The sequence below is a fragment of the Streptomyces sp. NPDC002888 genome (assembly GCF_042888465.1).
GTDB lineage: Bacteria > Actinomycetota > Actinomycetes > Streptomycetales > Streptomycetaceae > Streptomyces.
The window spans coordinates 378,632-404,878 of sequence record NZ_JBIAPU010000003.1; the positions used below are offsets into that span (position 1 = coordinate 378,632).

A 26,247-nucleotide genomic window follows, 5' to 3' on the forward strand; every position below is an offset into this window, starting at 1 on the left:
GCCCAAAAGGGCAGGGGTGTTTTGTAAAGATGACGCACGCAAGGGGCATGCAACCCTTGCCGAGGCTCACTGGTCTGGTGTGCGGAATCAGAAATTCAGCATCACCTTTCAGCCATCGGAGGCTTCCGTGAGCATGGCCGACCGGCACATCACCGCGCTCATGCGGCAGGTCGCGACCCAGGACACCGTCGAGCTCGTCCACCCCTTCGCCGAGTGGCCGACCTTCGGCGCGCTCGCGTACATCGCCGAGTGCTACGGCTACCGGTACGCGGACGTCCGCCTCGTCGGCAAACACAAGATCGCCCACGTGTACCTCGTCCGCGACACGAACCCGTGGGCGCAGCAGCGCGCGGCGGCCAACTGGGCGGCCTTCCCCGACCCGGGCCCCGGCCGCCCGGTCCCCGGCATGTACCTGGGTTCGCTCACCCCGATCCCGGAGACGCAGGGAGACGTCGACGTGATCACCACGCTCATCCGGTACGACGGTCTCGGCGCCGCCGCCAACCGCAAGCAGCTGCTGACCATGGCCTGGGCGTTCCCGCTGCTCTTCCTGTTCCTGGCGGTGCTGACCGGCGTGTACGCCGTGCTGCTCCCGCTCGCCGTGCTGATGCCGGCGTTCCTGCTGGGCGCCCTGCGTGTCAACGCGGCCCGGCGCGCCAAGCTGGCCGAGCGGCTCACGGCGGCGGGCTGCACGCAGGTACGGGACGAGTCGGGGCGCGAGCGGTTCGTGCGACCGGTTCCTCACGGGGTGTAAGCCTGCGCATACCGGACAGCACCTGTCGGGTATCAGCGCGAGACTCACCGTATGACAGAGAACTGGGCGGCCTTCACCACCGCCGAACCCGACCTCGCCGCGCTCGTCGAGGAGCGTTTCGGCGCCTTCACCCACCACGTCCTGGCGACCCTGCGCAGGGACGGCTCACCACGCACCACCGGCTTGGAGGTGCGGTTCCTGCACGGTGAGCTGTGGCTCGGCATGATGCCGGACTCGCTCAAGGCACTCGACCTGCGCCGCGACCCGCGCTTCGCCCTCCAGGCCAACCCGGGCGAGGGAACCGGGATGGGCGGTGGGGACGTGCGGATCAGCGGGCGGGCGATCGAGGTGGAGGACCCGGCGGTGAAGGCCGGATACGTGAAAGAGGTGGAACCGCCGCAGCCCTTCCACCTCTTCCGCACCGAGCTGACGGAGGTCGTACGGACCTACGTCGAGGACGACACGTATCTGGTCGCCCAGGTCTGGAAGCCCGGAGAGCCGGTGCGGACTCTCAAGCGGGCCTGACCCTCACCAAGCCTGTGGGACTACTCCCACTCGATGGTGCCCGGCGGCTTCGACGTCACGTCGAGGACGACGCGGTTGACGTCCCGCACCTCGTTCGTGATCCGCGTGGAGATCTTCGCGAGCACGTCGTACGGCAGCCGCGACCAGTCGGCGGTCATGGCGTCCTCGGAGGAGACCGGGCGCAGGACGATCGGGTGGCCGTAGGTCCGGCCGTCGCCCTGGACGCCGACGGAGCGGACGTCCGCGAGCAGGACCACCGGGCACTGCCAGATGTCGCGGTCGAGGCCGGCCGCCGTCAGCTCCTCGCGGGCGATGGCGTCGGCCTCGCGGAGCAGGTCGAGCCGCTCCTTGGTGACCTCGCCGACGATCCGGATGCCGAGGCCCGGGCCGGGGAACGGCTGGCGCTGGACGATCTCCTCGGGCAGGCCCAGCTCCTGGCCGACCATCCGGACCTCGTCCTTGAACAGCTTGCGCAGCGGCTCGATCAGCTGGAACTCGAGGTCCTCGGGGAGGCCGCCGACGTTGTGGTGGGACTTGATGTTGGCGGTGCCGGTACCGCCACCGGACTCGACCACGTCGGGGTACAGGGTCCCCTGGACGAGGAACTCCACCGCCGGACCCTCGTCCGCGATGATCTCCGCCTGGGCCTGCTCGAAGACGCGGATGAACTCGCGCCCGATGATCTTCCGCTTCTCCTCGGGGTCGCTGACCCCCTTGAGCGCGGTGAGGAAGCGCTCCTCGGCGTCGACGACCTTCAGCTGGACGCCGGTCGCGGCCACGAAGTCCTTCTCGACCTGCTCGGTCTCGCCCTTGCGCATCAGACCGTGGTCGACGTACACACAGGTCAGCTGGGAGCCGATGGCCTTCTGGACGAGGGCGGCGGCGACCGCGGAGTCCACGCCACCGGACAGCCCGCAGATGGCGCGCCTGTCGCCGACCTGCTCACGGATGGCGGCGGCCTGCTCCTCGATGACGTTCCCGGTGGTCCAGTTCGGCTGCAGACCCGCGCCCCGGTACAGGAAGTGCTCCAGCACCTGCTGTCCGTGCGTGGAGTGCATCACCTCGGGGTGGTACTGGACGCCGTAGAGCTTCTTCTCGTCGTTCTCGAAGGCGGCGACCGGGACGACGTCCGTGGACGCCGTCACGCTGAAGCCCTCGGGGGCGGCGGAGCAGGCGTCGCCGTGCGACATCCACACGGCCTGCTCGGCCGGGGTGCCCTCGAAGAGGGTGGAGCCGGTCTTGCTGACGTGCAGGTCCGTACGGCCGTACTCACGTGCGCCGGTGTTGTCGACGGTGCCGCCGAGGGTGGTGGCCATCAGCTGGAAGCCGTAGCACATGCCGAAGACGGGGACGCCGGCCTCGAAGAGCGCGCGGTCCAGACGGGGGGCGCCCTCCTCGTACACGGACGAGGGGCCGCCGGAGAGGATGATCGCCGCCGGGTTCTTGGCGAGCATCTCCGCGACCGGCATGGTGCTCGGCACGATCTCGCTGTAGACCCGGGCCTCGCGGACTCGACGGGCGATGAGCTGGGCGTACTGCGCACCGAAGTCGACGACCAGGACGGTGTCGGGGGCGGCGGCAGCGGGAGTCGCTGATGACACGGGGGCCTTCCGGCGGTGGGGCGGGGTCTCTGTGCTGGCCAATTCTACCGAGGTGGGCGTGGGGCGGGTCCCGAGCCGGCAACCCACGATCGTGTCTCACCATGCGAGCCGGGTTGGACACCGCCCGTCACCCCGGCATACTGGCCCCATGCTCACGCACACGACCTTCCTCTTTACCTATGGCACCGGGCCCACCGGCTGCCATGGTCGTGCTGCTTGAGCAACTGACAAGCGACTTCCCAGGCGCCCCGGGCCGACAAGGTCCGGGGCGCCTGGTGTTTTCCGGATCCTGCCGCTCCGGGGCACCCCGTACCGAACCGACGAGGAGCCCCCATGACCGCCATCGACCTGACCGGCGCCCGTACCCCCGAGGCCGCCGACGTGATCACCGGCGCACGTGATCGCATCGACGCCCTGGACGACCGCATCATCGGGCTGATCCAGGAACGGATGGCCGTGTCCGCGGTCGTCCAGGAAGCGCGGATCACCTCCGGCGGGCGGCGCGTGAACCTCTCCCGCGAGATGGAGATCCTCAACCACTACAGCGAGGCGCTGGGCAAGCCGGGTACGTCCCTCGCCATGACGCTCCTCGAGCTGTGCCGGGGTCGTATCTGAGTTCGGGCCCCCTCTCACCCGTACGGAGCGTGACCGCATCGCAGGTCGGTTCGTTGATGCGGGTGTCCGTGCCAGCCAGGGGCGGGCGCGAAAGAACCACGCGTGGCTCGCTGGAGCGATGAGGCGTACGGGACGTGCCGTGCGCCGTGGGACCTCGCTCCGGAAAAGTGACCGGACGGCAGGGGACAGCAGCCCGGTCACCCAAGAGAACGGCCGGCTCCGGGGACGCCCGGGGCCGACCGGCGGAAAAATGCAAAAATGCATCAAGGCCGGGTCAAACGGTTGCGGAGGCCGCGTCCATCCAGCACGATGCGTAGAAAGCTCCCAAGTCCCGTCGCAGACAACCGCATTGCGATGCCGACCGGTGTGGCGATGCACGGCCCGACCGCCAGAGGTCGAGACCGCCCATGCGCCCCGACCGCGCCGGGGCGCCGACCAAGGCATTCGAGGCACGCGGCGCAATCCCCCGGCGCCGCTCCCAAGGCACCGGCGCTGCCCTGACGCTGGTGCTGACGAAAGAAGGGCCCCGCGGCTCCGTCCCGCGGGGCCCTTCGCTCTGCCTGTACGCAGGGCGGGCTCAGACGCGGGACACCGTGCCACACGCGTCGGAACCGTCCGCGCCGAGTTCCTTGCTGCGGTCGTACGGGTCGGTCGTCGGCCCGGACGGCGAGGGGCCCGTGGGCTGCTTGCTGGGAAACTCCGGATGCAGGTAGCCGTCGTGGACGCCGCAGGAGGAGTTGCCGGCCTCCTCGTCGTGCTTCAGGACGACCAGTCGGCCGGGCGTGACGTTGTAGTGGGCGGGGTCGGAGAGTTCGACGTCGAGGACGCGGCGCACGATGGTGCGGGTCACCTCGGTCGAGCCGTCGGTGCGGACGACGGGGTAGACGAAGGTGTAGTCGGCGTGCACGGCGACGCCGGTGTACTCGCCCTTCTTGAAGGTGACGCGCCCGCGCGTCTTGACCACGTCACCCACGAGGCGAACCTCGTCGGGATCGAACCGACTGAACATCCGCAGCGGATCATGCTTCTCGCTGGGGGAGCGCAGGGCCGTGTTCAGACCGTCGACCAACTCGGGCTGCTTGGGGTCAAGGACGCCGAGTGCGGCTTCGGGGCGTTCGCCGCGCAGCACCTTGGGGTCGAGGTTGGCACCGACGAGCAGCTTCCGGGTGAGCTTCAGCGCCTCCTCCACCCGCCCCTTCGAAGCCCCTCCGACGGCCGTCGCCTTGGGCAGCACGATCCCGGCCTCGCCGTCGGCCCAGCGCAAGGCGGGGGAACCGGCGAACGGCTCGTCGAGGGTGGGGGTCTGAGGCCGCGCCTCGCCGGGCGCGGCGGTCGGGGCGGCGGTCTCGGCGGGCAGCGGAGACACGGCGACATCCGGCTCCCCGCTGCCGAACGGGTCGCCGGGCAACAGCGACGGCTTGAGCGCCACGACACCGACGGCGATCGCGGCGACCACCCCGACCACCCCCCACGCCTTCTTGCGCCGAGCCTTCCGCCCGTTCATCTCCTGCGACGCCGGCCCGGTCCGCCACCCCGCGGGACTCTCACCCCGCGCGTCCTGCTCCCGCAACCGCTGAGCAACGAGCCGCGCCCGCGCGGAGGGCTCCTTGGGAGCATCACCCCCCGCCCCGCTCTCGCTGTCTCGGAGGAACTTCTCCCACGCCTCGTCGGGTATGGAGTTCTCGTCAGGCGATCTGTCGGCCACAGCGCCCTGTGCCCTTCTGCGAGTTGGGTGTTGGGGAGCTGAGCGTACGTCACACGTGTGAAACACCAAAGGCGACTGCCGGGCCCGATTCCCGCAACCTCGGAACGGTAGCCATCAAAGGCGTCACAACTCCACGAATCCGACCGGATCAAACATCGGCTCGCCCTCGATCACCGGCACGTCGAGCTCCTCATGGAGCGCCGCCCAGAGGAATTCCGTGAACGACATTTGCAAGGGAATCCACTGCCCCATGTCAAGGACCACAAACCAATCAGCTCCACCTGTTCTCCCGGGACTCAGGAATACATGATTCCCGGATGTGGAACGAGCGATCGGAACACATCCGTTGGGCTCCGGATGTATTGGATAGGGATACATTTCCTCAGCCTCGCGTGAAAGCTCTGAGTAAGCGGATGAAGCCTGCTCCCACAAAATTTCGAGACGCAGTCCCTCACTTCCACCCGCGGCCCTTGGATGGAACACGTAAAGCTGATCATTCACACATCCGGGGCCATAAGCCGAAACGAACTCCTTGTAGTCGTCAGGGAGGATCAGCCCGGACTGCGCCTCTAGTGCCTGCCAGTCACGCACGATGCCACCATTGACGGGAGGGCGCCCAAGAACTTCACGGAACCGAGAGACTTCCACCAGATGACCTTTCAGTACATGAGTAACCGCCGGACGTCCGATTGTAGACGGTACAGTTCAGACGGTAACCGCTGTCCCCTACCGCGTGCATTCGTATCTCGGTCGGTATTGCCGGATCGGTTCCGTTGTATACCGGAAGAACTCCGAGCGCTATGCGCTGCCCAGATTTAACAGCCCGCGTGATGTCGTCTTCCAGTGACCGCATGTGCGGCGAGTTGGCGGGATTTTGATATCCGGCCACGAAGTTGCGCAATGTGCTGTTGGAGCCACCCATTTGATTACCGACCAGATGGAGGGCCGCACGGTTACTAACAGGCAGCTTGTCGTACCCGGCCGGCTTCCACTTAGGGTCCAGACGCCAGGGGCGCAGGTCATACGAATCGATGTAAGCGACTGCTCCAGTAGCCCGACAGTCGTCGGGACTTGGGCCGAATCGGGTCATCGGTGCGTAGTAGAACGAGGGATCAGTGGAAGGAAAATCTCGCGAGCAAGCGTCGCGCGTACGCCGGGCGCTGGGGTTCGCTCCCGAGCGGCCGTAGCCGAGGTCCGGGTCGATGTCCTCATCCGGGAACATGTCTTGGAGCGCGCCGAGGCTTGTGCTGTCTTCCGGCGTGTACCCGCCGGTGTCGACCAGCCCAAGCATGTCAGCCGTGTCAACGAGGGCGTGGCCAGCGACTTCGACCATGACCGCCTGGTCCACCGCCTGCCGCTGAATACGAACCGTGTCCACCTTCGGCTTGGGGACCGGTCTCGCGGGTGCAGGAGTGGGGCGAGGGCCCTTGTTGGGGTTTTGGGGGATGGGACGCTGGTTCGGAGGTCTCGTGTTGCCCGTGGTGCGAGGCGTGCTGTTCGAGCGGTACGTACCCCTGCCGCTATTGGTCCAGTTACTCGGACGACCGCTGGAACGGCCGTAGGTCGGGCGGTTGTAGGTCGGGCGGCCTGGGGGGCTGGTCCTGCGTGCGGTCCTGGTCCCGAGTTCGAGTTCGCGTTGGAACCTCCTGGCTTGCGCCCGGGCAGCGTTTCCGTTGCCCCGACCGCTTGCGGCACGAGCGCGTGTGGACCGGGTTCTAGTCCGGAAGCGGGGCATTTTGGCAGAACCCATGCGGCCCACCGACACAGCTCCGCCACCGCTGTCACGCTGGTTGTAGTGGCCCGTAGGGTCGATGCCGTTCAGCGACCCCCCGTAGCCATAGCTGTACCGGTTGGCCTCCCCGGACGGCACCGGATCCAGCAGCCAGGTATCCCGTGAGGCGAAGGAGCCCGTGCCCGGCTGGTACCAGCGGGCGGCCATGTTGACGTCGCCGGTGGTGGGGTCGGTCCAGCCGGACTGGTAGCCCACGGCCGGGGTGGTGCCGTTGGATGCCGTCTCCTCGCCGAAGGGGTCGTACGACGTCGAGCCCGTCACCTGGGTGGCGTCGGCGTTGAGGGCTGCGACCAAGTCTGTGTGCTGGTCGGTGACGGCCAGTTGCTTGGTGGTGCCGGTGGAGAGGGAGAGGAGGGCACCTTCGGGCGTGCGGTTGTAGGTCGTGGTGCCGTCGCCTGCGAGGTTGTTCGAGCCTCCGTCGTAAGTGAAGGTCGTCGTACCGCTGGTCTGGACGCGGTCGAGGGAGTCGTAGGTGTACGTCGCGGCGCCGTCGGTGAGCTTGCGTTCGAAGGCGTCGAAGGTCAGCGTGCGCGGACTCCCGCTGCCAGAGGTGACCGACGCCAGGGTGCCACGGGGGGTGTACGTGAACGTCTCCGCACCATCGCTGAGTTGGCGGTTGCGGGCGTCGAACGTCGCCGTCGTCGAACCCGCCTTGGTGCGGTTGCCCGACGCGTCCCACTCGTACGACGTCGTCGAGCCGTCCTTCGTCCAGGACTTCAGGCGGCTTGCGTTGTCGTAGGCGTACGTGTTGGTACCGGCGCCCGCCGTACCCGTCGTCTTCTTCGATGTCAGGTTGTCGTCGAGGTCGTGGCCGTACGTCGTCGAGGCGATCGTCGTCGTGCCGTCGGGGTTGGTGATCGTGTCACCGTTCAGGCGGCCGAGGTCGTCGTAGCCGTACGTGCGCTTGGCCGTGACCGTGGTCGCCCCACTGCTGGCTCTGGTGACGTACTGCTCCAGGCTCGGCCGGCCCGCCGCGTCGAAGTCGTACCAGATGTACTTGCCTGTGGCGGAATCCCGGGCCCAGTAGATGCGTCCGGTGTTGTCGTAGCCGTAGGTCGTGGATCCGGAGTCGGCCTTGCGTTCCGTCATGTCGCCGTCGGCGTTGTACGTGTAGCTCGACTTGCCGCCCGGACCGGCCGCGGTCAGGAGTTGGCCGCGGTCGTTGTAGGTGTAGGTGTTGTTGGTGACGGCGTCGGCCGTGGCGACGGCAATGAGGCGGCCCGCCAGGTCGTACTTCAGGGCTCGGTCGGCGGTGGTCGCCTCCGCGCCGGAGCCGGTCTCGTGCGTGAGGCGGCCCAGTCCGTCGTAAGTGCGTTGACGACTCACCCCGCCCGGGAGCAGTTCCGTCACGGGCTGTCCGGCCTTGTCGTAGACGGTCGTCCAGGTGCGGTCAGCGGCGTTCGGGTGTGCGCTCGTGGTGGGTTCGACGGTGGACTCGGGCAGGCCCCAGCTGGTGAAGGTGTAGACGGCCTTGTTGCTGCGGCCGTCGGTCAGACGCGTGCGGTTTCCGGCCGCGTCGTAGCCGATGGTCGTGGTGATCGACTCGGTACCCGACACCGGCTGAACCTGGCGGGTCATCCGACCCAGTGCGTCGTACACGTACGTCGTGCGGGCCTTCGCCTGGGCCGAGATCACCGCTGTGCGGTTGCCATCGGCGTCGAACTCGGCGGACGCCGTCCGCAGGGCGGTCGTGCCCGTGCCGTAGTCGGTGGTCGCGGTGGCGTTGCCCAGTGCGTCGTACGTGGTCGTCGTACGGCGGTTCGTGGCGTCGACCGTTTCCGTGCGGCGGCCCAGGCCGTCGTAGTCGAACTTCGTCGTCCCGGCCGGGTCGGTCAGGGACTTGACCTCGCCCGCGGGGTTGTACGTGCCCGTCGAGGTGACGCCGGCCGGAGTGGTCGACGAGGTCTGGTTGTTCGCGTCGTCCCAGGCGTAGCGGCTGATCAGATTCGCAGCGGCCGGGTAGCGCTCGACCGTGGTCGCCGTCAGTTGGCGCCCCAGCTCGTCGTACGTCGCCTCGGTGCGGGCACCTGTGGGGCCAGTGGCCGAGAGCTGGAGACCGGTGGGGGTCCAGGTGTGGCGGGTGACACCGCCGCCGTCCGTGCCCGCGGTGACGACCAGGTTCGGGCCGCTCTCCGTCGCCTCGAGGGCAGCAGCCGCGTCGGCGACCGGGTCCGTCATGGTCGTCAACTGGCCCAGCTGGTCGTAGGTGTAGCGGGTGACGCGGCCGAGCGGGTCGGTCACGGTCTGCGGCAGGCCGAGCGTGTTGTAGGTGGTGCGGGTTGTCGCCGTGAGCGTGGTCGTGGCGCCCGGCGGGGTGTAGTCGGGAAGGGTGAGCGCGGTCGTACGGCCCAGGCGGTCGACCTCGGTGCGGGTGACCTTGCCGAGGGCGTCCTTGGTCTCGGTGGTTTCGCCGAAGGTGTTGTAGCCGGTCAGCATGGTCGGCTTGACCGTTGCGGCCGCAGCGCCGTTCTCCTCCGCCTGCACCGCCGGGGCTGTCTCCTGCACCAAGCGGCCGAGGGCGTCATACCGGTAGGTGGTGGTGTACGCGGCAGGGTCGGTGCCCGTGACGTTGCCACGCGGGCTGACGGCGGTCAGCGGCAGGCCGCGGTCGTCGTAGGTGCCGGTGGAGATGTGGGTACTGGCGCCGTCGGTGACGGTCTGTTTGGTGAGGTTCCCCGAGGTGTCGTACTCCGCGGCTGTGGTGAGCTTCTTGCTCCCGGAGATGGTCTGCGTCTGCTCCTTGACTCGGTCGTCGCCGTCGTAGGCGTAGGTGGTGGCACGGTTAAGGCCGGTGGGGTCGAAGACGCTGGTGGTGGTGCGGCCCAGGGCGTCCACGGTGAACGTCTCGGTGCTCGTGCCCCCGCTGGTCACCTGCTTGGTGAGGTGGCCGGCCGGGTCGTAGGTGTTCGTCTCAAGGACGATGTCGTGCCGGGTGCCGTCGGCCTGGGTGACCTGCTTGGCCGTAGTAGTGACGGCGAGGCCGTCGTCGTAATAGGTGTACGCGGTCGTCGCGCCCATGGCATCGGTTGTGGACGCCAGGCGGCCGGCCGGGTCGTAGGCGTTGGACACGACCGTCAAGTCCCGTGTGTTGCTGGACGGGTTGCCCGTCCAGTCGTCGAGGACGGTCGCGGCGTGCTGGCCCCGGGCTGTGTAGATGTACGTGAAGTGCGTGCCCGCCTCGTCGGTCATGCCGCTTGCGCGGCCCAGCTCGTCGTGGTCGAGCAGGGTGGTGCGCTGCTCGGCATCGGTGACGGTGTCGTTCAGCCCGTGCTCGTCGTAGTGGTATGTCGTGTCGCGCTGCGTATCGCCGCCGCTGGTGTCCTTTGTCGACTCCGACAGCAGGTTGCCGTCCTCGTCATAGGCCCGAGTGATCACGGCGCTGTGCGTGGATCCCGTGACCTCGTTCTTCACCGCTGCACCGATCTCAGTGACGACGTGGGAAGCCTTGTCGTAGGAGTACGTGGTGGGGACGCCGGTGGGGAAAGTGTCGGAGACCTGTTTCTCGGAAGTCTTCCGGCCAAGGCCGTCGTACGTGTACGAGGTGACGAGGCCGGACGGCGCCGTGGCCTCTGAGAGGTCGCCGGTGGTGTAGTAGCGGTACGACGTCTTCGCGCCGCCCGGGGTCGTCTCGGTCAGCACCAGGCCTGCCGGGGTGGTGCCGCCACCGACCGCGGCTTCGGTGCCGGCGGTGTAGGTGGTGGAGGCGGTGCTGTTGTCCGGGCGGGTGATGGTCAGGGGCAGGCCCTGGGCGTTGTAGGTGTACGCGGTGCGGTAGCGGTCGTCCTTGTAGTCGGTCGAGCGCTGGTCACGGTACGTGAGGGGTTGGTCGTTGCGCGGGTCGAGGGGGTCGCTCGCGTTCAGGTAGTAGGAGCCGAAGCTCGTCCAGCAGGAGTCGGCGTCCCGGCAGGTGGTGGTCGACACGGTGTTGCCGCGGGCGTCGTGGCCGGTGACGGTGGCGTGGCCGTTGGGGTCGGTGACGGTGTGGAGGTTGCCGGCCGTGTCGTAGGCGTAGGACGTCACAGCGCCCGTCTCGTCCGTGTGCGAGACGATGCGCTGGCCGTGGAGAGCGTCGTAACTGCTGGTGCTGGTCTTCTGCTTGGGGTCGGTCACCGTGACCATGGCGGTCAGGCCCGAGCCGGCGGGCTCGACCTGTGCGCGGTAGTGGGCCGCGACCTGGTCGGAGGTGAGCGCCTTGCGGTACAGGGCCACCTCGTCCAGTCGGCCCTGGAAGTGGTAGTCGCCACTGGCCTCGCCCATCCAGCCGGGGCTGCTGTAGCCGGCGCCCAGGTAGGCGTACGGGCGCGACTGGTCGACGAGGGTGCCGCTGAGCGAGCCGAGCTTGACGCCGTCCAGGTACAGGGACTGCGTCGCACCGCCGCCGGAGAGCACGACGTGGTGCCACTCGCTGTCCGTCACTGCCTGTGGCGAGATGATGGGCGTGGCCGTGGTGCCGGCCCTGGGGAACTCGCCGCGCAGCTTGCCGTCGCCGTCGATGTTCAGTACGGGTCGCCAGGAGGTGGGGGTTTGGCCGAGGGGGGTGTTCTGGAACGCCAGGAGGACTGACGACGTCGCGGAAGTGCGAAACCACATTTCGGCCGACAGCTCCGTGCTGCCTGCGGGAATGGAGCCGGGCAACGAGATGTGGCCGCCAAGGCCCAGTCGGACGGCTTGGTTGTCACCGGTTCCGAATACACCGGCCTCGCCCAGCTTGGACTGGCGCACGGTGCCGTCGTCCGGCTGGAAAACCGCATCCATGCCCGAACCGCCCACCTCGCTGGCAAGGGCGGTGCCTTCCGTCTCGCCAAGGCGCCAGTACGCCGCAGGCGCATCCGCAGCGGCGACGCCCTGATATTGGTCGCCCGTGCCCTTGACCAAGGCGGTGCGAGCCTGGATATGGCGGTTGGGGGTGTCCGTCGTGTAGCCCGCCATGCTGACCCACGGTACGTAGATCCAGATGGGGTCGCCCTGGGAGTCAACAACCTTCCTGAAGGTCACCAACGCCTTGTCGTAGAAGGCGACTTCATCTATCTGCCCGGCGAAGTTGCGATAGCCGGCTGCCTGGCCGTCCCAGCCCGACGAGGAGTAGCCACCGCCGACAACCACATGGGGATAGCGCACTGCATCTACTCCAGTGCGTGAGCTGCCCTGGTAATCGCCGTCCACGAACAGCGCCTGGATGCCCTCGTTGCCCGTCAGAAGCACGTGATGCCACTCGTTATCGGTGACTGCTTCGTCGGTCGTCAGGGTGGCCGCGTCGAAGGTGAACTTTCCGCGCAGTTTCCCATCCTCGTCAATCAGAAGAATGGGGCGCCAGCCGGTGGGGGTGGCACCGAACTCCGCGTTCTGGTGAGTTACCAGGACTCCCGGCTCCGTCGTCTTGAACCACAGTTCCACGGACATCGCGGCAGACGTCCCCAGGGATTCAGCGGGTACTTCCACCGCGCCATCTCCGTGGAAACTGGCAGCAGTGTCGTCACCGTCTGCGAAGATGCCCGCGCTGCCAGCTTGGGCATCGCCCACGTAGCTCCCCGCCAGTCCGTCGCCCAACGGGCTTGCTGCCTGGCTGCCGCTCCCCTCACCCAGACGCCAGTACCCCGTGGGGCTGCTGCGCTGAATCGCGTTGGCGTACGAGAAGGATGCGTTCGAGTAAGAAGGATCCGAGACCTTCCAAGTCCCCCCGTTGTCATCGGTGTGCTCAGTCAGGCGGCCGTCCACCGGGTCGTACGACGCCGCGGCGTGGACCCGGCCCGAGGGAAGCGTGACCTTCTTGATCTGGCCGATCGCGGCGCGGGCGGCGTAGTGTTCGGCGACCGTCGCGGGGTCGAGCGGGTGGTCGTAGACGGCCACCTCGTCCAGTTGGCCCTTGAAGTGGTAGTCCCCAGCGGTCAGGCCCATCCAGCCGGGGCTCCCGTAGCCGCCACCGAGGTAGGCATACGTGTCGGTCTGTTCGATGAGCGTGCCGTTCAGCGAGCCGACCTTGGCGCCGTCCAGGTAGAGGGTCTGCTCGGTCGCACCACCGGAGAGCACGGCGTGGTGCCACTTGCCGTCGGTCACCGCCTGCGCCGAGACCATGGGGGTGGCGGTGGTGCCGGTCCGGAAGAACTCCCCGCGGAGCTTGCCCGAGCCGTCGATGTTGAGTGCCGGTCGATAGGAGGTCGGCTTCTCGCCCAGCTCGGCGTCCTGGAATGCCAGGAGGACGGCGGACGGTGTGGTGGTCTTGAACCACAGCTCGACGGACGGGAAGGCCGTGGCCTTCAGCGTGCCGCCGGGCAGCTCGATCACCGAGTCCGTGCCGTCGAAGCTCACGGAAGTGTCCGTCGTCCCGGCGACAGCGGAGTCGGTGCCGAACTGGACGTCCCGGTATTCGGCCTCGTTCAGGCCGGTGCGCGAAGCCGCCTCGCTCGTGGCAGTTGCTCCCTCGCGCTCGCCCAGGCGCCAGTAGGAGGTGGGGGAAGCGTTGAGAACGCCGCTGCGGTAGACCGAGCCGTCGCCATATTCGTAAACGGTGCACTTCGTGGTCGACGACGGCGGGCACACCTTCGTCAGCCGGTCGCCGAGGTAGGAGTAGGACCAGGTGAGTCCGGGGGTACTCGCGTCGATGGCGCTCGTGGTGACCGAGGAGACGCGGCTGCCGGTCCAGGTGAAGTCGAGGGAACGTCCCGAAAGGACGTCGGTCACCTTCTTGACCGGGCCGCTGTCCGCTGGCTCATGGGTGATGGTCTGTTTGCGGCCGGCCACGTCCGCGATCTGGACGAGGGACCCACTGCTCAGGAAGCGGTAGGTGTCGCCTGAACGCTCACGCAGGACCCAGCCGTCGGTCTGGCGGGTGAGGGTGAGCGAGCCGCCCGCCGGACCGGCGTAGCTGCCGTCCGCGTTCTTGCCGAACCGAGCCTGCGAGCCGTCCGCGAGCGTCACGAGCACGGTGGAAGTAGCAGTCTCCTCCTTCAGCCGCATGTCCCAAGGGGTGGACCAGCCGCTACCGAAGGCGCCGTCGCGGCGCGGATCCAGGGAGTTGTAGGTGCGCGTGACCGCCAGTTCGGGGCCTACGGTGGCGATTGCCGCGTCCGTGGCAGCGGTGACGTAGTTTCCGGCCTGGGTGCCGATCTCCTTGCCTTCGTCGGCACCACCGAGGTGGCTCGTCACGGTCGGCTGCGGAACCTGCGTGGTGAGCAGTGCGGCGCCGGGTTGGGTGGAGGTTGCGGCACCGTCGTAGGCATAGGCGTACCAGGCGTACGGCTTACCCCAGGACAGCCAGCCGGACGGCACGGCCCACTGCTGCTCGCTGCTGCGGGTGCCCTTCTTGCAGTTCTTGCGCAGATTGCTGCCCTCGACCTCGCACACCTCGAACGTGTACTGAAGCGTCGACTTGGGGTAGCCGTCGGCGTCCGTTCCCTTCGCCCACAGGGTCGGCGTCAGCGAGTCGACGACGACGCCGCTGCCCGGCCACTCGGCGGTCAGCTGGGGCGGGATGTTCACCGAGGCGATCTTGACGGCGGGTCCGGGCACGCCGGCGGTGGTGAAGCGGCTGACGCCGACATCGTCCATCGTCCACTGGAGGGTGTACGTGGCGGGTGTCAGCGCCGCGACCTTCGCGTCCAGTGTCACGCTCTCACCGGGCGAGATGTCCTGCGGCATCTCCGTCCAGGCGATCTTCGAGCTGTCGGTGATCTCCTTGCCGGAGGCGTCGAAAAGGTTGTAGCGCAGCCTGTAGTTGCCGCCCTTGGGCCAGGTCGCCTGCCCCCGGTTGGTGACGGTGACCTTCTCTACGCCCTGCGAGGTGGCGGTGACGGGGGCAGTGAAGTCGCCGAGCTTTGTACGTGGCACCGTACTTGGTCCAGGTGACGTCGAGGCTGGGCTTGCCGTTCGGGTAGTCGTCGGAGCCGAACTGCTTCCAGCCCTTGGAATCGCTGGTGGACGCCTTCACCGCGAGGCCGTAGTTCTTCTTGCGCCCGTGCGTCCAGTCGTCGACCAGCGTGCGGCCGGCCAAGCCGAGGTTGATGCTCTCCCATGCCGTGCCGCACGCCCAGGTCTCCGTGCCCTCGGGACGCCAACCGTGCGCGAAGCTCTTGGAGGCCAGGGACGCGCCGGTCGCGGGGCCCGGGTACTTGGTGGTCGTGGACTCCGCCCAGGTCGACGTGATCGGGTGCACGGTGACGGGGCGCGCAGTGCAGGACTGCGACCAGGTGTTGTAGAGGGCGAGATGGGCGCCGAGCACCCAGGCGTTCTTCAGGGAGGTCTCGACGCCGTTGAAGCGCAGGAAGGCGGCGGCCTTGTGGCTGCCCCCGTCGTACGTCCCGACCTTCAGCGCGGTGTCCGAGGCGAAGTTCTGGTCGTACGGGGACTCGACGTACGTACCGGAGGTGGAGTTGAACGACTGGACCGACGGGTCGACACGGACCGGGAAGACCCGCTCGGGAGCGGTGAGCCACTCCTTGTCGAGCTTGACCACCAGGATCTGGCGACCGCTGTCCTCATCCAGCTCGTAGGTGACACCGGACGAGATGATGCCCTCGTTGGAGTCGGGGGCGTGGTTCCCGTCCTCCATCCATCCGGCGGGTGTCCACGCGCGCTGCGTGCCGTCCGCGTCGGTGAAGACCACGTTGCCGTGCTCGTCGAGGGCGGCGGTCAGACCCTGCAACTCAAGGGGGAAACGCCATTCCGTGGGCGCGTTGGCGCCCTTGAGAACCAGGGTCTCCTTGACCGACTCGTTGCCGGCGAGAAGTTCCAGGTCGGAAGCGGTGCGCACATCGGAGTAGGTGAGGGTGCTGCCGTGGGCTTGACCGGCGGACGGGCGGGCTCCCTCGACGGCGTAGCCGAGCGAGAGGCCGTTGCCAAGCCGCATGCGGACCACCGGGTCGGCGTCGGCATCGGCCGCGAGTTCGAGGGGTGACTCGGTGGCGCGGGTCTCCCAGCCCTCCTCCTCGCCCGCGCCCATCGTGCTCGGACCGGAAGAATCCTGGCGCACGAGCGAGGCATCGACGGGCTTCCAGTTTCCGTCTGCGGCCGGGAAGTTCACCGGCTCGTTGTAGAAGCGGGTGGTGTAGGTGCCGTCAGGGTTGAGGTAGGTGCGCTGGCGTTCGCCGCGCTTGCTCCCGATCTCCTTGCTGCGCTTGGCGTCGAAGCCCTGCGGTGGGACGACGTCAGGCGTGTCTGTCTTCCGGACGGGACCGGGCTTGGGGGGCTTCGCAGTACTGGGCAGCCTGGTGATGCCGTCCGTCTGCTCGGCCGGAAGTTCACCGCGACCGGTGAGCGGTTCGCTGTGACCGCCCTTGGCGGAGGCGTCCGTGGCATCCGCGGACGCGCGGTGGCTGCGTCCCGCGGCAGAGCCCCACAGCTGGTCGGGGGCCTCCTCCGAACTGCCGCCTGTCGACTGGCTCAAGGCCAGGGCAGCCTGCTCGGTTCCAGCCAGTACGGCCAGCACGAACGCAACAGCAACAACAAGTGGACGCGCCGGGCGCACAGTTTTCCCCACTGTGGTGATTCAAGAGGGGGAAAGTCTTAAGACGTCGTCTCATTTGGCGAGTCGGCGGTAGCAGATGAGGCTGCAGGCGATGGCTGTGAAGGCCAGGAAGTGCTCGGCCTTGCGTTCGTAGCGGCGGTGCAAACGGCGGCAGCCACCCAGCCAGGACATCGTGCGCTCGATCGTCCAGCGATGCCGGCCCAGCCGGGTGGAGGACTCGATGCCCTTGCGGGCGATGCGGTGCCGGATGCCTCGCTTGCGGAGCCAGCGGCGCAGGTGGTCGTAGTCGTAGCCCTTGTCCGCGTGCAGCTTCGCGGGCCGTCGTCTGCGCGGGCCGCGGCGGGAGCGGATCGGCGGGATCCCGCGCACGAGCGGCTCGAGTGCCTGGCTGTCGTGCAGGTTCGCGCCGGAGATGCCGATCGAGAGGGGTAAACCGGTCCGCTCGGTGATCAAGTGGACCTTCGAGCCCTTCTTGCCCCGGTCTACAGGATTCGGACCTGTCAGGTCCCCCCTTTCAGGGCCCGCATGTTCACCGAGTCGATCGCGCAGCGCGACCAGTCCAGGTCTCCGCGCGAACCCAGTTCGTCGAGGATGACGCGGTGGAGCTTCGCCCAGACCCGAGCGGCGGTCCACTCGGTGAAGCGCCGGTGCGCGGTCGGCCCCGAGGGGCCGAAGACCGGCGGCAGCTGCCGCCAGGTGCAGCCCGTCGTGGCCACGAAGATGATCGCGGCCAGAACCTCGCGATCCCCGTACCGGCGCCGGCCGCCGCCCTGCGGCCGCGATGGAGCGGGTGGGACCACCCGCTGGAACAGCTCCCACAACTCGTCCGGCACCATGCGCTCGACCATCACCACACGGTGCAGATTACCCAGCATTCCAAATGAGACGACCTCTAAGTCAAGAAGGTAAAGACGCACAAGATGTTCACAGAGTTACAGATTTGAAAGTGATGACAGCCACATGACAATCCGGGCGATCACCTATGTAACGGCAGCCAGTCATGTGTGACCCAGAGCACATAAAAATTGTGTGAGTGGGAGGACAACCATTCGCAGGCCTCACTGATCAAACCATCGGAACCACGGGCCACACCCGCGCCCCACACGCGGAGGCCTCCCCAAAGCACGTGCTGCGAGGATCGCAGCACGTCAGACTTTCGAGGTCTTCATGAAGCTTCGCCGCGCCATGGCCACTGCGGCCGCGACGGCTGCAATAGCCCCGCTCACTCTGCTCTCGGCTCCCGCTGCCTTCGCGGAGGAGCCGACTCCCTCCACGTCGGCCAGCGCGTCCGCGTCCGCCAGCGAGAGCTCCTCGGCGTCCGCCAGCTCGTCGAGCTCGGAGTCCGCCTCGTCGTCCGCGAGCGCCTCCACGTCCGCCTCGGCGAGCACCTCGGTCTCGGCCTCGGCCTCCTCGTCCGCTTCCGCCTCGGCCTCCACCACTCCGTCGGGTTCGACTTCGGCATCTCCGAGCCCGTCCGCCAGCGAGAAGCCGTGGGACCCGTACGAGGACTGCGAGAACTTCGACCTGGACGAGGACCTCAAGGCAACGATCTCGGGCCTCCCGAACAAGATCGTCGCTGGTTCCGGCTGGCACAACTTCGAGTTCAAGGTCGAGAACGACTCCGACCGCGACCTCAAGAACGTCTGGATCAGCGCGCTCGCGGAGTACGCGGACGACACGAATTCGGACGACTCCCTGAGCTTCGACCTCGCCGAGATCCAGGTCAAGGAAAACGGCAAGTGGACCGACGCCTACCAGGAGGGCGATGACGACTTCACCCTCTCCGGTACCTTCGTGGCCACCCTCGGTTCGCTGGAGAAGAACACCACCGCCAGCCTCGATCTCCGCGTGAAGATCAACGCGAAGGCCCCGGCAGGCTCGTCGTTCGCACTGAGCCAGGCCGTGTACGCGGGTGAGGACTCCACCTGCTACGGAAACGGTGAGTTCTACGACTTCACCGTGCTCGCTGCGGGCAGTAAGCCCGGCGATGTGGGTGACGCCAAGCCGAACGGCCAGAAGCCCGAGGGCGTCGACAAGGACGTCAAGCCGCAGGGTGACATCAAGGAGATCAACGGCAACCTCGCCGAGACCGGCTCCAGCTCCGCGCTGCCGATCATCGGGCTCGTCGGTGGTGTCGCCGTCGTCGCCGGTGCGGGTGCGGTGTTCGTGGTGCGTCGGCGTAAGGCCGAGGCCGGCGCGTAAGGCTTGACCGTAAGACAGAGAGAGGGACTCGCGCTCGGAGGGGAGCGCGAGTCCCTCTCTCCTTTCCGACCTCTCTTTTCCGAGTCCCTTTTCCCGTACGGGTTACTTCTTCGGCGGTACGGCCGGCATCCCCAAGAACGGCAGCCGCAGCGCGCCGAACGCGTCCGCCGGGACCGTCGGGGACTTCGGTTCGACCGGCTTCAGGCGTTCGTAGGCCGCTCCCGGTGCGGGACGGGGATCGGTCTCGCCCTTGTTGGGCCAGTAGGACATCGCGCGTTCCGCCTGGGCGGTGATCGTGAGGGACGGGTTCACGCCCAGGTTCGCCGAGACCGCGGAGCCGTCGACGACGGAGATGCCGGGGTGGCCGTAGAGGCGGTGGTACGGGTCGATGACGCCCGTGTCGCGGGAGGAGCCGATCGGGCAGCCGCCCAGGAAGTGGGCCGTCAGGGGCGTGCCCATGAGTTCGCCCACGTTGGAGCCGGCGAAGCCGTTGATGTCGGCGGCGAGGGCGGAGGCGGCCTCCGAGGCGGCCCTGATCTGCTTGGGGTTGGGGGCGCCGTGGCCCTGGCGGGCGGTCAGCAGGCCCTTGCCCACGCCCGTCGGCTTCAGGTACGTCGTCAGGGAGTTGTCCAGCGACTGCATCACCAGGCCGATGATGGTCCGCTCCGACCAGCGGCGGTTGGACAGGGACCGCAGGACGAGGAGCGGGTGCCGGGCGGCGCTCCGCAGCCAGGCCGCGACCCTCGACGAGCCCTCCACGTACGGGACCTGGAGGATCGACAGGCCGCCCATCGCGTTGGAGCCCTTGCCGTAGCGGACCGGCTCGATGTGGGTGTTCTCGTCCGGGTGGATCGAGGACGTGATGGCGACTCCCCTGGTGAAGTCGGCCGTCGGCTCGCCTGTCACCTTGCGGTAGCGCCGGTTGTCCGTCTGGGCGCCCACCAGCGCCTCGGAGTTGGTACGGGTCAGCGTGCCCAGGCGGTCCGAGAGGTACGGCAGTTGCCGGTTCGCCTTCATACGGTGGAGCAGGGTCTGGGTGCCGTAGGTGCCGGCCGCCAGGACCACTCTGCGGGCGGTGAAGGTCCGGCCCTTGGACCCCCGGCGGTCCTCCGTCGGCAGCGTGGCCACCGCGTAGCCGCCCCGTGAGTCGTCGGTCACCGACATGACCGTCGTCATGGGGTGCACGACCGCGCCCGCCTTCTGGGCGAGGTGGAGGTAGTTCTCGTTCAGGGTGTTCTTCGCGCCGTGGCGGCACCCCGTCATGCACTCCCCGCACTCGGAGCAGGCCCTGCGGGACGGTCCCGCGCCGCCGAAGTAGGGGTCGGACACCTCCTCCCCCGCCTTGACCTTCACCTCCCCGCCGGCGTCCTTGCCGTCGCCGAAGAACACGCCCACCGGTGCCAGGTGGAAGGTGTCCCCCACGCCCATTCGCTCGGCGGCCGCCTTCAGATGGACGTCGGACGGGGTCATCGTCGGGTTGATCCGTACGCCGAGCATGCGCTGCGCCTGGTCGTAGTACGGCTTCAGCTCGTCCTGCCAGTCGGTGATGTCACGCCACTGGGGGTCGTCGAAGAAGGCCTTCGGCGGTACGTAGAGGGTGTTGGCGTAGTTGAGGGAGCCGCCGCCCACGCCCGCGCCGGCCAGGACCATGACGTTGCCCAGCAGGTGGATGCGCTGGATTCCGTAGAGGCCGAGCTTGGGGGCCCAGAGGTAGTTCTTCAGGTCCCAGGAGTTCTTGGGGAGGGTTTCGCGGGTGTAGCGGCGGCCGGCTTCCAGGACGCCTACGCGGTAGCCCTTCTCCGTGAGGCGAAGCGCCGTGACTGAGCCGCCGAAGCCGGAGCCGACGACGAGGACGTCGTAGTCGTAGGAGTCCTGGGGCACGTGTTCTCCTCGTTGAGTGTCCGTGCGGGCCGGATGTGGTTACTTGAACCGGAACGCCTTCATCAGGCGGAGGCTCCTGCTCATGAACTGCGCGTACTTCTCGTCGTCCATGCCCAGCGACGGGGCCATCGGGAGCAGGCGCTGCTGGGCCACCGTCTGGGCCTCCGTGTACTTGAGGATGCCCTCGGAGCCATGACGGCGGCCGAGGCCGGACTCCTTCATGCCGCCCATGGGGGACTGGACGCTGCCGTAGGCGGGGGCGTAGCCCTCGTTGACGTTCACGGTGCCGGTGCGCAGGCGGGCGGCGACGTCGCGGCCGCGGCGGCCGTCCTTCGTCCAGACCGACGCGTTCAGGCCGTACGGCGTGGAGTTGGCGAGTTCGATCGCCTCGTCGTCCGACGTGAAGCGGTAGATCGACACGACCGGGCCGAAGGTCTCCTCCGTGCACACGGACATGGGGGCCTCGACGCCGTCGAGGATCGTGGGCTCGTAGAAGTACGGGCCGATGTCCGGGCGGGCCACACCGCCCGCGACGACCTTCGCGCCCTTGGCGACGGCCTCCTCCACGTGCCGCTGCACCGTCTCCAGCTGACGGTCGCCGACCAGGGAGCCCATGTCGGCGCCGTAGGCGAGGGAGGTGCCGAGCCGCATGGCCTTGGTGCGGGCCGCGAAGCGTTCGACGAAGGCGTCCGCGATCGACTCGTGGACGTACAACCGCTCGATGGAGATGCAGAGTTGCCCGGCGGAGGAGAAGCAGGCGCGGACCGCGCCCGCGGCCGCCTTCTCCACGTCGGCGTCCTCGAGGACCAGCATCGCGTTCTTGCCGCCGAGTTCGAGGGAGACACCGACCAGACGGGCGGCGGCGCCCTGGGCGACCTCGCGGCCGGTGCGGGTGGAGCCGGTGAAGGAGACGTAGTCGGCGTGCTTGACGACCTCGGGGCCCACGACGGGCCCCTCGCCGAGGACGACCTGGAAGACGTCGGCGGGCAGGCCCGCCTCGATGAGCAGGTCACGGGCCCACAGGGCGGTCAGGCAGGTCTCCGTGTCCGGCTTCATCACGACCGCGTTGCCCGCGACGAACGCCGGCAGCGCGTCGCCGACCGACAGCTCCAGAGGGTAGTTCCAGGGGGCGATCTGGCCGACGACCCCGCGCGGGTGGCGAAGTTCGGTGACCTTCGTGAGGGTGGGCACGGCGCCGGCGTGCCGCTTGGGCCGGAGGTAGGCGGGCGCCTTGCGGCCGTAGTGGCGGGCCGCGACCGCGACGGCCTGGACCTCCTCGTGGGCGTGCAGGCGGGCCTTGCCGGTCTCCAGCTGGATCAGGTCGAGGACCTCGGCCTGGCGCTCGAGGATCAGGTCGTGGAAGCGGAGCAGCACGGCGGCCCGCTGTCGTACGGGGGTCTGCTCCCAGACGGCCTGGGCGGCGCGGGCCCGGTCGTAGGCGAGGGCCACGTCCTCGGGTGTGGACTCGGGCAGGTCGGCGAGCTTCTCGCCGGTGAACGGCGTGTGGTTGGCGGTCCGACCGGATCCGGTCACACCCTTGGTGAGCTGGGCGACCAGCTCGGGGGTGACCACGTCCTCGGCGGTGCGTACGCCGATGGGGGCGGGGGCGATCGGGTTGGTGCCGGTGGAGGAGGTGCCGGTCTTCTCTGTGCCGGTCTTCTCGGGGGCCTGCGAGTCCGTCATGAGGCGCAGGGTATGACGCGGGGAAGACTTTGGGTACCCGCCGGTAATCGGGATTCACCGAGTGCTCACACGGCGCCAGTGGTCACTGGCAACGAACGCGCTGATCAGGGCGTTGGACGGTGGTGTTCCGACGAGAGCGGGCGCGATTCAGTCCTTCTCGATCTCCAGGCGGTCGCGGGCGCCCTTGAACACCGCCGTCCCCTGCTTCTCGTCCGGCGTTCCCTTGGGCATGGACACGCGCAGCTCGTACATGTGGTTCGCGTCGGTGCGCAGGACCAGCTCCATCACGCGGGTGGGCCTGCTGTCTAGGTCGTAGGTCGTGTCGGCGAGGACGGCCTCCCGGCCGTCGAAGCTGGTACGCGTGTACTGGGTCGAGGACCGTTCCGACTCGCCCCACGTGCCGTTGGGCTCCCCGGCCTGCGCCATCGGCGAGCGGGGCGCCTTGGTCCACCGGGTGAGGGACACCGCGATCGTGCCGTCGGCGCTGCCGTAGACGACCTCGCGGGAGGGGTCCTTCGCCTCTCCCACCTGGTACAGCCACGTGTACGCACTCGGGAGGGAGAGGACGGCGTCCAAGTCCCTTTCCCTGTGGGCCTTCCAGGTGCCGGGGGCCGCGCCGTGGCCCGTGGTCTCCTCCACGGCTGACGCGGATCCGCCGTCGGTCTCGACGAGGGCGGAGGAGACGCCGAGCCATGTCCCGCCCAGGAGGAGCGCGCCGAGCAGGACGGCCGCCATGGGGGCGGTGGGGGCGGTACGGCGCCTGGGGTTCGCCTGCGACGCAGGCTCCGGCGCCGCGCCGTGGCCCACGGTCTCCGGTTCGCTTTCCCGCAGATGTACGGCCACGGCCTCCGGTTCACTTTCCCGCGGCCGTACGGCCGCGGCCTCCGGTTCGCCTTCCCGCAGCCGTACCGCCACGGCCTCCGGTTCGCCTTCCCGCAGCCGTACGGTCCCGGCGTCCTCCGGTTCACGTTCCCGCAGCCGTACGGTCCCGGCGTCCTCCGGTGGTTTCTCCCCGGCGGCCGTCTGCCGGTTCTCCGGTGGGGGCGAGTTATCCGATACGGCCCGCCCCTCGGCCACCGCCTCCAGCACCGCGGCGACCTCCTGCGCAGCAGGCCGCCGCTCGGGGTCCCTTTCCAGGAGCCGTACGACAAGTGGCCCCAGCGGGCCTGCCCGCTTCGGCTCGGGCGGGCCGGCGGCCAGGATCGCGGCGAGCGTGGACTCCACGGTCGTACGGCGGAAAGGGGACTCTCCCGTCACGGCGGCGTAGAGCAGGACGCCCAGGGACCACAGGTCGGAGGCGGGGCCGGCGGCGCTGCCGCCCGACAGGCGCTCGGGGGCGACGAACTCCAGCGAGCCGACGAACTCCCCCGTGGCGGTGAGGGATTCCTCGCCCTGGACATGGGCGATGCCGAAGTCGGTGAGGACGACGCGGCCGTGCGGGCCGAGCAGGACGTTGGCCGGTTTCACGTCCCGGTGCACGATGCCGACGGCGTGGGCCGCGCGCAGGGCTCCGAGGACGGCGAGGCCGATGCGGGCGGACTCGGCGGGTTCCAGGGTGCCGCGTCGGAGCACCTCGTGCAGGGACTCGCCGCGGACCAGCTCCATGACGATCCAGGGCAGTCCGTCCACCACGCCCTCCGCGGCCCCGTCCTCCTCCTCGACGACGACGTCGTGGATCGTGACGGCGCAGGGGTGGTCGACGCGGGCGGCGGCGCGGGCCTCGCGGTAGAGACGGTGGGCGGCCCGTTGGCGGTGCTCGTCCTGGGGGTCGCCGGGCAACCGTGGCTGTTTGACGGCGACTTCGCGGTCAACCAGCTCGTCGTGCGCCCGCCATACGGTGCCCATTCCGCCGGAGCCGATGCGTTCGACGAGCCGGTATCGCCCGCCGATCATCCGCCCCGCATCGCCTCCGGAGCCCCCGTCGCTGCTCATGCCTCATGCCTACCCTGCGGGGCGCCTGCTTGTCGACGCGGACCACGACTGAAGGCCGAACCCTTTGTCCTGCCTGCGCAGCTCCACGATCCCCGATCCTCCGAAGTGTGCGGGAATCACCAACTCGCCGACGTCCGCGGCACGTTCCAGAACCCTGCGCCTGCTGGCCGCCGCCCGGCGCGGGTCCAGGTCGAAGCAGCTGCTGCAGTCGGGGTGGAGGATCTGTACGGGGCTGTGGAGCAGGTCACCGACGAAGACCGCGCGTTCGCCGCGCGAGGAGAGGCGGAGCACGGCCGAGCCGGGGGTGTGCCCGGGGGCGGACTCCAGGGTGAGGTGGTCGTCGATGCGGTACTCGCCGTCCCACAACACGGCCTGCCCGGCCCGGTGCACGGGAGCGACGCTGTCCTCGTAGGTCAGCCGGTCGTCGGGCCGTACGCCGCCGCCGTATCCGCCCGCCGGCCCGAAGTGGGTGTCGTCGGCGGCGGGCAGCAGGTACCGCGCGTTGGGGAAGGTGGGCAGCCACTCCCCGTCGCTCCCGTCGGCCTGGGTGTTCCAGCCGACATGGTCTGCGTGGATGTGGGTGTTGACGACGAGGTCCACGTCCTGCGGCCGCACGCCGGCCCGCGCCAGGCGTCCCGGGAAGTCGCCCTGCCGCCGGTGGAACTGCGGATTGCCGGGCCGCTCACGCCCGTTGCCGACGCCGGTGTCGACGAGGACGGTGCGGCCGGCGCTGCGGATGACCCATGTCTGCAGGGCGAGCACGGCGTGGTCGCTGTCGGGATCCCAGTGGTCGGGGACAAGCAGGTCGCGGCTCGTCTCCCACACCTCGGGGCCCACGCCGGGGACCAGGTGGCGGGCAGGGGCGAAGGGGGCCTGCCATTCGACGACGCGGAGGATTTCCACGTCCCCCAGAATGATGGGCTGCGCTGTGTCGGTGTCGGTCATGCTTTGGAGCCTAGGAAGCAGGAGTGAGCGTGACGATGCCTGATTGCCTCGCCTGGATACGCATGCGTCTCAAGCGAGCTACTCTCCCATCATGGACGTGGTGAGCGACGCGATCTCGGCCGTACGTGTGGGGCGCCCTTCCTCCAACCGGCTGCGGGTGAGCGGCTCCTGGTGCACGCGGCTCGATCCGTACGAGGGCGCCGGCTTTCACGTCGTACTGTCGGGCGGCTGCTGGCTCCTGCCGGACGGACCGGGCGGGCAGGACGGGCGGGGCGCGCGTGGTGAGCCGGTGACGCTGGGCGTCGGTGATGTGGTGCTGCTGCCGCACGGGGCGGGGCACGTGCTGGCCGACGCGCCGGTGGACGCGGCGGGGCTGGCGCGGGCGGTGCCCTTCGAGGAGGCGCGGGCGGCGGTCGGCGTCCGGGGCGGCGACCGTGAGGTGGAGCTGCTGTGCGGGAAGTACCGCCTGGACCGCAGCCGGGTGCACCCGCTGATGGCCGAGCTGCCGGAGGTGGTGCACCTGCCGAACCGGGTCGGCAGACATCCCGAACTGCGGGCGGCCGTGGACTTGTTGGCGACGGAGCTGGACGGGCGCCGCCCGGGCTCTTCCCTGGCGCTGCCGAGCCTGCTGGACCTCCTGCTCGTCTACATGGTCCGCGCGTGGATGGCCGAGGCGGCGACGGGCGGCTGGCCCGCGGTGCTCGGCGACCCGGTGACGACGGCCGCGCTGCGCGCCCTGCACGCCGACCCGGCCGCGCCCTGGACCAACGACCGGCTGGCCGGTGAGGCGGGTGTCTCCCGGGCGACGCTGTCCCGCCGCTTCACGTCTCTGGTCGGCCGGCCGCCGATGGCGTACCTGACGTGGTGGCGGCTGACGCTCGCGGCCACCCGTCTGCGGGACACGGACGCCCCGCTGGCGACCGTGGCCCGGGAAGCGGGATACGGCAGCCCTTATGCGCTGTCGCATGCCTTCAGCCGGGAGTTCGGAATCACACCGGGGCGCTTTCGCGGAATAAGGCATTCCGGCGATCCCGGTACCGATCTCGGTACGGAATTGAGTCCTTACCGTTATCCGGGTTCGTAACCTGGGGTTCACGGCCGCCGGATGATCAATAATGTCACGCTTCGGCACGAACAGGGGCGAACCGACCG

The 26,247-nt window shown here is 68.8% G+C and carries 14 protein-coding genes and 1 pseudogene; 5 read left to right on the forward strand and 10 right to left on the reverse strand.

What is annotated here, in order from left to right:
• Positions 1-133 precede the first annotated feature (133 nt).
• The gene (locus ACFYWX_RS07205) at positions 134-754 is read left to right on the forward strand and encodes a hypothetical protein (RefSeq protein WP_389423072.1); all 621 of its coding nucleotides are present in this window, start codon (positions 134-136) and stop codon (positions 752-754) included.
• Between the two features lie 51 nt (positions 755-805).
• A complete protein-coding gene (locus tag ACFYWX_RS07210; RefSeq protein WP_389422975.1) occupies positions 806-1,279 on the forward strand; it encodes a pyridoxamine 5'-phosphate oxidase family protein in 474 nt (157 codons plus the stop codon).
• A gap of 20 nt (positions 1,280-1,299) precedes the next feature.
• Here ACFYWX_RS07210 and guaA read toward each other — a convergent pair whose 3' ends face one another.
• Complete coding sequence (gene guaA / locus ACFYWX_RS07215) at positions 1,300-2,880, reverse strand: glutamine-hydrolyzing GMP synthase (protein WP_389422976.1); 1,581 nt, start codon at positions 2,878-2,880, stop codon at positions 1,300-1,302.
• A gap of 333 nt (positions 2,881-3,213) precedes the next feature.
• Here guaA and ACFYWX_RS07220 point away from each other — a divergent pair, with 333 nt between their 5' ends.
• On the forward strand, positions 3,214-3,495 hold the full coding sequence (locus ACFYWX_RS07220) for a chorismate mutase (protein ID WP_389422977.1): 282 nt from the start codon (positions 3,214-3,216) through the stop codon (positions 3,493-3,495).
• A 577-nt stretch (positions 3,496-4,072) separates the two neighbouring features.
• Here ACFYWX_RS07220 and ACFYWX_RS07225 read toward each other — a convergent pair.
• The 5 genes and pseudogenes from ACFYWX_RS07225 to ACFYWX_RS07245 all read right to left on the reverse strand — a co-directional run bounded on the left by ACFYWX_RS07225 (position 4,073) and on the right by ACFYWX_RS07245 (position 17,300).
• Positions 4,073-5,200 (reverse strand): hypothetical protein, encoded by a 1,128-nt coding sequence (locus ACFYWX_RS07225; RefSeq protein WP_389422978.1) that lies wholly within the window; start codon positions 5,198-5,200, stop codon positions 4,073-4,075.
• A 123-nt stretch (positions 5,201-5,323) separates the two neighbouring features.
• Positions 5,324-5,791 carry an SMI1/KNR4 family protein gene (locus ACFYWX_RS07230; protein WP_389422979.1) on the reverse strand — a complete coding sequence of 156 codons (468 nt, stop codon included), beginning with the start codon at positions 5,789-5,791 and terminating at the stop codon, positions 5,324-5,326.
• A gap of 34 nt (positions 5,792-5,825) precedes the next feature.
• Positions 5,826-14,816 carry a LamG-like jellyroll fold domain-containing protein gene (locus tag ACFYWX_RS07235; RefSeq protein ID WP_389422980.1) on the reverse strand — a complete coding sequence of 2,997 codons (8,991 nt, stop codon included), beginning with the start codon at positions 14,814-14,816 and terminating at the stop codon, positions 5,826-5,828.
• A 73-nt stretch (positions 14,817-14,889) separates the two neighbouring features.
• A pseudogene (locus tag ACFYWX_RS07240) lies at positions 14,890-15,927 on the reverse strand (DNRLRE domain-containing protein); the annotation flags it as partial.
• 576 nt (positions 15,928-16,503) lie between these two features.
• Positions 16,504-17,300 (reverse strand): IS5 family transposase gene (locus ACFYWX_RS07245; RefSeq protein WP_389422981.1). Its coding sequence is split into 2 segments (ribosomal slippage): positions 16,504-16,962 and positions 16,965-17,300, totalling 795 coding nucleotides; the frame shifts between segments, so codons are not numbered across the junction.
• Positions 17,301-17,619: 319 nt separating this feature from the next.
• Here ACFYWX_RS07245 and ACFYWX_RS07250 point away from each other — a divergent pair.
• Entirely contained in the window at positions 17,620-18,654 is a 1,035-nt protein-coding gene (locus ACFYWX_RS07250; RefSeq protein ID WP_389422982.1) for an LAETG motif-containing sortase-dependent surface protein, read from the forward strand.
• 102 nt (positions 18,655-18,756) lie between these two features.
• Here the strand turns inward: ACFYWX_RS07250 and ACFYWX_RS07255 are convergent, their stop codons facing one another.
• The 4 genes from ACFYWX_RS07255 to ACFYWX_RS07270 all read right to left on the reverse strand — a co-directional run bounded on the left by ACFYWX_RS07255 (position 18,757) and on the right by ACFYWX_RS07270 (position 25,095).
• Positions 18,757-20,535, reverse strand: a complete 1,779-nt coding sequence (locus ACFYWX_RS07255) for a GMC family oxidoreductase N-terminal domain-containing protein (RefSeq protein WP_389422983.1) — start codon at positions 20,533-20,535, stop codon at positions 18,757-18,759.
• Positions 20,536-20,574: 39 nt separating this feature from the next.
• On the reverse strand, positions 20,575-22,218 hold the full coding sequence (locus ACFYWX_RS07260; RefSeq protein WP_389422984.1) for a succinic semialdehyde dehydrogenase: 1,644 nt from the start codon (positions 22,216-22,218) through the stop codon (positions 20,575-20,577).
• Positions 22,219-22,365: 147 nt separating this feature from the next.
• Positions 22,366-24,150: a protein kinase gene (locus ACFYWX_RS07265; protein WP_389422985.1), complete on the reverse strand. Its 1,785-nt coding sequence runs from the start codon at positions 24,148-24,150 to the stop codon at positions 22,366-22,368.
• 9 nt (positions 24,151-24,159) lie between these two features.
• Positions 24,160-25,095 carry an MBL fold metallo-hydrolase gene (locus ACFYWX_RS07270; protein ID WP_389422986.1) on the reverse strand — a complete coding sequence of 312 codons (936 nt, stop codon included), beginning with the start codon at positions 25,093-25,095 and terminating at the stop codon, positions 24,160-24,162.
• A gap of 91 nt (positions 25,096-25,186) precedes the next feature.
• Between ACFYWX_RS07270 and ACFYWX_RS07275 the strand changes: the two genes are divergently transcribed.
• On the forward strand, positions 25,187-26,179 hold the full coding sequence (locus ACFYWX_RS07275) for an AraC family transcriptional regulator (protein WP_389422987.1): 993 nt from the start codon (positions 25,187-25,189) through the stop codon (positions 26,177-26,179).
• The last annotated feature ends 68 nt before the right edge of the window (positions 26,180-26,247 follow it).

What these genes read in the sequence shown, in the direction of transcription:
- ACFYWX_RS07205 (WP_389423072.1), top strand. Translation starts at nt 134, where the DNA reads ATGGCCGACCGGCACATCACCGCGCTCATGCGGCAGGTCGCGACCCAG.
- ACFYWX_RS07210 (WP_389422975.1), top strand. Translation starts at nt 806, where the DNA reads ATGACAGAGAACTGGGCGGCCTTCACCACCGCCGAACCCGACCTCGCC.
- ACFYWX_RS07220 (WP_389422977.1), top strand. Translation starts at nt 3,214, where the DNA reads ATGACCGCCATCGACCTGACCGGCGCCCGTACCCCCGAGGCCGCCGAC.
- ACFYWX_RS07250 (WP_389422982.1), top strand. Translation starts at nt 17,620, where the DNA reads ATGAAGCTTCGCCGCGCCATGGCCACTGCGGCCGCGACGGCTGCAATA.
- ACFYWX_RS07260 (WP_389422984.1), bottom strand. Translation starts at nt 22,218, where the DNA reads ATGACGGACTCGCAGGCCCCCGAGAAGACCGGCACAGAGAAGACCGGC.
- ACFYWX_RS07265 (WP_389422985.1), bottom strand. Translation starts at nt 24,150, where the DNA reads ATGAGCAGCGACGGGGGCTCCGGAGGCGATGCGGGGCGGATGATCGGC.
- ACFYWX_RS07270 (WP_389422986.1), bottom strand. Translation starts at nt 25,095, where the DNA reads ATGACCGACACCGACACAGCGCAGCCCATCATTCTGGGGGACGTGGAA.
- ACFYWX_RS07275 (WP_389422987.1), top strand. Translation starts at nt 25,187, where the DNA reads ATGGACGTGGTGAGCGACGCGATCTCGGCCGTACGTGTGGGGCGCCCT.